Source organism: Gilliamella sp. BG2 (assembly GCF_046635645.1).
Taxonomy (GTDB): Bacteria; Pseudomonadota; Gammaproteobacteria; order Enterobacterales; family Orbaceae; genus Gilliamella; species Gilliamella bombi.
Window position 1 is genome coordinate 1 of record NZ_JBIDFF010000054.1, and the last position, 4,525, is coordinate 4,525.

7 protein-coding genes and 3 pseudogenes are annotated in these 4,525 nt (G+C 28.3%); 2 read left to right on the top strand and 8 right to left on the bottom strand.

Annotated elements, in window-relative coordinates:
• Together ACGH6Q_RS11930 and ACGH6Q_RS11935 are read right to left on the bottom strand one after the other, a co-directional pair.
• Positions 1-128, bottom strand: a pseudogene (locus ACGH6Q_RS11930) (IS3 family transposase); the annotation flags it as partial.
• 302 nt (positions 129-430) lie between these two features.
• Positions 431-559 (bottom strand): hypothetical protein, encoded by a 129-nt coding sequence (locus ACGH6Q_RS11935; protein WP_411592938.1) that lies wholly within the window; start codon positions 557-559, stop codon positions 431-433.
• Between the two features lie 28 nt (positions 560-587).
• Here ACGH6Q_RS11935 and ACGH6Q_RS11940 point away from each other — a divergent pair, with 28 nt between their 5' ends.
• A complete protein-coding gene (locus ACGH6Q_RS11940) occupies positions 588-959 on the top strand; it encodes a hypothetical protein (RefSeq protein ID WP_411592939.1) in 372 nt (123 codons plus the stop codon).
• Positions 960-988: 29 nt separating this feature from the next.
• Here the strand turns inward: ACGH6Q_RS11940 and ACGH6Q_RS11945 are convergent, their stop codons facing one another.
• Positions 989-1,204 carry an EexN family lipoprotein gene (locus ACGH6Q_RS11945; protein ID WP_411592940.1) on the bottom strand — a complete coding sequence of 72 codons (216 nt, stop codon included), beginning with the start codon at positions 1,202-1,204 and terminating at the stop codon, positions 989-991.
• Between the two features lie 19 nt (positions 1,205-1,223).
• Positions 1,224-1,379 (bottom strand): hypothetical protein, encoded by a 156-nt coding sequence (locus ACGH6Q_RS11950; protein WP_411592941.1) that lies wholly within the window; start codon positions 1,377-1,379, stop codon positions 1,224-1,226.
• A gap of 333 nt (positions 1,380-1,712) precedes the next feature.
• On the opposite strand from ACGH6Q_RS11950, the pseudogene ACGH6Q_RS11955 reads away from it, so the two are divergent.
• A pseudogene (locus tag ACGH6Q_RS11955) lies at positions 1,713-1,935 on the top strand (transposase); the annotation flags it as partial.
• Positions 1,936-2,146: 211 nt separating this feature from the next.
• Here ACGH6Q_RS11955 and ACGH6Q_RS11960 read toward each other — a convergent pair.
• From ACGH6Q_RS11960 to ACGH6Q_RS11975, 4 genes and pseudogenes are all read right to left on the bottom strand, one after another.
• Positions 2,147-2,551: an integrase core domain-containing protein gene (locus ACGH6Q_RS11960; protein WP_411592942.1), complete on the bottom strand. Its 405-nt coding sequence runs from the start codon at positions 2,549-2,551 to the stop codon at positions 2,147-2,149.
• Positions 2,523-2,636, bottom strand: a pseudogene (locus ACGH6Q_RS11965) (transposase); the annotation flags it as partial. The pseudogene ACGH6Q_RS11965 and the gene ACGH6Q_RS11960, both read right to left, overlap by 29 nt.
• Before the next feature lie 319 nt (positions 2,637-2,955).
• Complete coding sequence (locus ACGH6Q_RS11970; protein ID WP_411592943.1) at positions 2,956-3,915, bottom strand: tetratricopeptide repeat protein; 960 nt, start codon at positions 3,913-3,915, stop codon at positions 2,956-2,958.
• Positions 3,916-4,005: 90 nt separating this feature from the next.
• The gene (locus ACGH6Q_RS11975; RefSeq protein ID WP_411592944.1) at positions 4,006-4,329 is read right to left on the bottom strand and encodes a hypothetical protein; all 324 of its coding nucleotides are present in this window, start codon (positions 4,327-4,329) and stop codon (positions 4,006-4,008) included.
• Positions 4,330-4,525: the final 196 nt, after the last annotated feature.

Sequence of the window (4,525 nt, forward strand, 5' to 3'; positions counted from 1 at the left end):
CCATATAAATCGATAATCACCGACAAATATAACCAACCTTCACCCGTTTTAATATAAGTAATATCGGTTACCCATGTCGTATTCGGATTATCAGGATTAAATTGCCTATCTAACGTGTTGGGCGCAATATTGCGATGAGCCGTGTCTGTTTTTAAAATAGCCACGATTTGATGTTCAGTCATTTTTTTCATAATTAAATCCCCTTTACTTTTATCATAGAGAATTTTCTACTTTTTTGCTGTACTATTTTAGGGGATAGTTACACTTAAAATCGTTGGTTAATATTAGATTAAGCTTTATTGTATTTTATTAAAAAATCATCTACAGCTAACCTAAGTAAATCAGGTATTGTTTTTAAAGGCAACTTCGCCGCTTATTTTTTATAAGCAATATCTTCTAATTCCTCATATTGGCTTTCATCAATTTCAAACTAAATTTTTCTCATTACTTTAGATTTAGATTCTTTCTTATCGCCACCAGCGTAGGGACGATCTGCTAATTCATCAGCTAACTTATCAGCTTGGTTGTATATTTCTTTAGATGTTCTTGGTGTTTTCAATTTGAGTTCTTTTGGGTTTAAATCTTTTATGCGTCTAATTGTTCTTGAGGTAGGAGTTGGCGATTATATAAAAATCAAAGAGATTAAAGATGAAAATAATCAGTCATTCAAAGTAAAAAAATGGGCTATAGAAAAAGTTGAACGATTGGAAGCTCAAGAATTTATTATTAATGATTTTGGGCTGGCTAATTATCAATTTCAAATAAACGGTAAGCAATCAGCATTTGCAAAATTAATTGATAGCAACGGTAATGAAAAGACGATTTGGTCGAAACAGATTAATCGATTTTTAAATGACAATAAAGCAGAAAAAGGAGATAAGATTATAATACAAGATGATAAGTTTATAATTAACAAGAAGCACATTAAGTCTATAAACTTATCACAGATAGAAATTTAAAAGCCACTCATGTGGCATCTAAAACTTGATTAATTCCAACTTGCATTACCAACTCTATTTTTTGAAACTATTGCTTTGTGAGAGTTTTGACAATTCAAACTATCACCATCAATTTCACCGTTTTCACATTTTTTACGGTATTCATCAAGTAGTTCTTTGTTATTTTTAAAATCTTCTACTGTATAGGTCTTTTCATTACATCCGAATAAGAACATGGCAGTAATAAATATTAGTATTTTTTTCATAATTATCCTCGCAAATTTATTAATTATTTTTGTACTTTCTTAAAAAATCATCAACTGCAACTCTTAGTAAATCAGATATTGTTTTTAAAGGCAACTTTGCACGTTTATTTTTTATTGCAATATCTTCTAATTCTTCATATTGAATTTCATCAATTTCAAACGAAATTTTTCTCATTACTTTAGATTTAGATTCTTTCTATCGCCACCAGCATAGGGACGATCTGCTAATTCATTAGCTAACTTATCCGCTTGGTTGTATATTTCTTTAGATGTTCTTGGCGTTTTCAATTTGAGTTCCTTTTATTAATTAGAATTTAATAAATATTAAATATTAAATAATATCAAGCTCATTTAGCAAATTACTTATTTCTTCACGTGCTTTTTCATTATCTGTTTCAATTACACTTTTACCATCAGAGTAACTTGTTCTATACATGTAACTATCCCCTAAAATAGTACAGCAAAAAAGTAGAAAATTCTCTATGATAAAAGAAAAGGGGATTTAATTATGAAAAAAATGACTGAACATCAAATCGTCGCTATTTTAAAAGAGGCTGAAGCGGGTATTCCGGTTAAAGAACTGTGCCGTAAATATGGCATGGGTAATTCAACTTTCTATAAATGGCGAGAAAAATACGGCGGAATGGAAACTTCGGATATCAAACGCTTAAAGGAGTTGGAGGCTGAAAATCGCAAGCTTAAGAAGATGTTTGCCGAACTGAGCTTAAAATCCCAGCTGCAGGAAGAAATAATAAAAAAGCTTTAGTGCCCACAAAGGCACGTAAAACGTGGGCACAGCAATTACAATAAAATCATCCAGTTACTATTGTTATGAGTTGTGCCATTGTTGGCTTAAGCCGTTGTGCTTACTATTATCAACCTAAGTTACCGGATGATTCGGTTGTAAATATCCCAAATTTAGTACACAACTCACGTAGAAAATCATGCTGCTTGTTTTAGTGTTTTATACTCAATCGGTGTCATGTTATTTAATGCCTCATGTGGTCTTTCGGTATTATAAATCATTAACCATTCTTCAGTTATTCTCCTTGCTTGTGCTAAGTTGTTAAAAAGATATAAATCGAGTACTTCAGTACGATAGGTACGATTAAATCGTTCAATATAGCCATTTTGATAAGGGCTACCGGGCTGGATATAATCAATGGTTATATCATGTGATTTAGCCCAGCTTATAAAGGTTTTTCCTGTAAATTTTGGCCCATTATCGACCCGTATTTTTAATGGATACCCATGATATTCAGCCAGTTTATCTAAGTAACGGGTAATCCTTCCTGCTGGTAAACTTACTGCAATATCAATTATAGAAAGTTGAATTACCCATGCCATATTTACGGCACAGTTCTTTAACCGGAATACCCGCTTCAGCTTCTTTTAAAATAGCGACAATTTGATGTTCAGTCATTTTTTTCATAATTAAATCCCCTTTTCTTTTATCATAGAGAATTTTCTACTTTTTTGCTGTACTATTTTAGGGGATAGTTACAAACATGTTATAAAATTGGAAGTTCTTTGTATTTTGATAGAAGTGAAATTATTAAAAAATGTAATTTAAAAGAAAAAGAATATTTATTAAATAAGTTTAAAATTGAAAAAAAAGAAGATATACAGAAAAATAATAAAATTGATAAAATTTTAAAAAAAACAAAAATATAAATTATTAACTGAATAGATTTGATGAATAAAAAATAAAAAGAGGAAAATCCCTCTTTTTTATAATTCGTTCTGTTTCTTTAAAAAAATTTAATACTGCGAATTAAGTTAATTATAACTGCGATCATTACGAGCATAAATATAATTCTCCACCACATTCCTACTGGTAATAATTTTTTAGTTACATATATATTAGGTAGAACAAAATAACATTGTCGAGGTTTATTATCAGAAAAAGCATAATTTGTATAGGGTATAGAAATTTCTTTTAAATTTGCTTCATAAGCATCACTTACTATACCACAAATTTGTTTTTTTTCTTTAGAAGTAATAAATCCTTCTTCATTTAAATAATTATAAAATATCGTTTTATCTGTTGGGTTATATAATTTTACTTTATATTTATAATAACGTTCATAATCATAAGAGTAAGAAAAACTATTATCACTACTATGATAATATTCACCTTTTGTATGTCTAATTGTTCCTTTTTGATAAATAATTTCACATTGAAGTCTAATTCCTAATTCTATATCTTGAAACAAATTATCAACCCCATCTTGTTTAGCTTTTGCTATTTCATTTCTAATTTTGGGTGGATTTTTCTCTTCTATACCTTCCATGACAGAAACATAATATTTATTATAGATTTTTATTTTTTCATTATATTCATAATTTAAACGAGCATCTTTAATATGCTGTTGTGATAATTCTGAACCATTAATAACTCCTTTTTCAAGAAATGTTAATGCTCTTTTTGGATCAGTATTTTTTAACATTTTATAAATATAATAATAAGCATCAGAAAGTCCTTTGTCTGCTGATTTTTCATAATATTCAATAGCTTTTTCTATATTTTTTTCTGTCCCTTCTCCTGTATAGTAACAATAAGCCATATTGAATAATGCTTTAGGTTCACCTGTTTTTGCTATTTTTTCCCATAATATAAAGCCTTCATACCAATCACGAGGTAAACTTTCACCAATAAAAAAAAGCTCTTTTTGCTTAATCGCTATATCAATTAATTGTTGAGATGACATTTTTAATTTCCCAATCTTTTATAATTTATGAATTAAGAAAAATATTATTGAATTACAATAATATTTTTATTGATATCACTACAATTCTGTTTAATACATAAAACAATAAGTCCATACCAATAACATTACATATAAAGAAGTATAAACTGTAATAGCAGTTCCTCCGATAATTCCTACTCTAGCCAACTTTAGTCCGCCTTTTTCATTATTAAAAATATCCTTCTTCGCTATTAACCCTAATAATATTGCTACAATTCCTAATATTACTGTTATTGTATATATAAAAAACATCATGCTTGGTTCACAACTATTTCCTGTAATATAAATCCAAACAATAGGATTAATAAGCGCTCCGATACAAAATATTGTTGATGCTATTGATAAATTACTTATAGCTCTTTTATATTGTTTCATTTTTTACTCACAAAAATTTATTAAAAGTAAAAGTAAAGGTTGAGTTAAAAAGGTTGACTATTGTATTATGATCGATTTTACAGATCAATAAAATATGTTATGATAGTTTTTATCTATCGCAATTAACCTTACTGATCGTTATAATCTTTCAAAAATTTTTAAAAAGTAACAAGTTAAGTTAATTGCGTGTTTAATT